At 38.7% G+C, this 1,270-nt stretch carries 2 protein-coding genes; both read left to right on the top strand.

Annotation, left to right across the window (positions count from 1 at the left end; translation table 11 throughout):
• Window positions 1–147 (top strand): YoaH family protein (locus R7R78_RS24075; RefSeq protein ID WP_225474367.1); only part of this gene is annotated, 147 nt, incomplete at its 5' end.
• A gap of 751 nt (window positions 148–898) precedes the next feature.
• Window positions 899–1,270, top strand: a 372-nt coding sequence (locus tag R7R78_RS24070) for a universal stress protein (protein ID WP_225474366.1), incomplete at its 3' end; no start/stop codon positions are given.

Below are 1,270 nucleotides of genomic sequence, written 5' to 3'. Positions count from 1 at the left end.
TTACCACCTATATCGCACAAAGAGCAGCAAGAAGCTGTAGAACGAATTCAAGAACTGATGGCAAAGGGCACAAGTACAGCCGAAGCGATCAAAATCGTGGCAGAGCAGATTCGCGCAGAATACGCAGCCAAACAACAAGGCAGTTAATAGAAGAAGCAGGGCACAGACCCTGCTTTTTTTACCCCTTTCTTAATCCATTTCCCATCAAACAATTTAAGTCATTCAGTTACCGCGTAACACAACCTTCTTAACTACAGCAGTAAAAGAGGCCAACCATTTAAACGAAAGCAATAGGTAAAATTTTACCAATTCATCTTTATCCATAAACATGCTTCAGTGGTGATTTTATGGTTGTTCAGGTCAATCTGGGTTAAATCCGATATTAATCAGTTAGTTATCGTAGAATTATTTGCTTTCTTAAGATTGATGAGTAATTTGTATGTAATTAAATTACACAGTAACCATTAAGAGGAATAATTAGCCAGTATAATGTGTTGAATTTTTCATTAAGACACAGTGTCACAAAATCAAATCAGAATTAGGTGCTTATATATACTTCCATATAAAGACAGTAAGTACTTGCAGACGGTGTTTCAGAACTGCTTATCCAGGGGCTACATCATTAAAATTGCGGCAGAGTTTTTGATGATCTTTAATCTAGATTTTCAGAGCCCTTAGAGGCAGGAGCCACTACGGACTTAGTTTTACAGCATCGCTTACAATCAACTTAAGTTACGGCGTAATGTTTAGTGAGAGGCTTAGGGGTATATGTTCGAACAGCTGAGCTCTTAGAGATGGGGATTTGGATGTTTTCATTTAGATATCGGCAGGTAAGCCGATGTTTAGTGTGTTCGATAAGCTAGACTAAAAGTAGTACCATTCAAAATAGGAGAACGTAATGAGTTATGGACATATTTTGGTCGCGGTAGACCTTACTGATTCCAGCAAAAAAGTCATCGATAAAGCAGTTTCTTTAGCGAAAGATGAAAAAAGTAAGCTTTCCTTAGTCTATGTAGATGTCGATAAGATTATTCTAGAGTTGAAAGAAGAACGAAAGTTGCAGAATGCATTACAAAAGCTTGCTGACGAGTGTGATTACGAAGTCCATGACAGTAAGGTTGTGATTGGTGATCTTCACATCAAGCTCTCCGGAATTGCGAAGGAAGTAGGGATAGATCTCGTTGTATGTGGCCATCATCATAGCTTGTTGAGTCGTTTCTTTTCTTCTGTCCCCAAGCTTGCGAACGCCATAGAAGCTGATTTGCTAGTC

It is taken from the genome of Vibrio sp. 2134-1 (genome assembly GCF_033339495.1).
The sequence above is the reverse complement of the archived record's forward strand: the minus strand, read 5'-3'. Positions and strand labels throughout refer to the sequence as shown.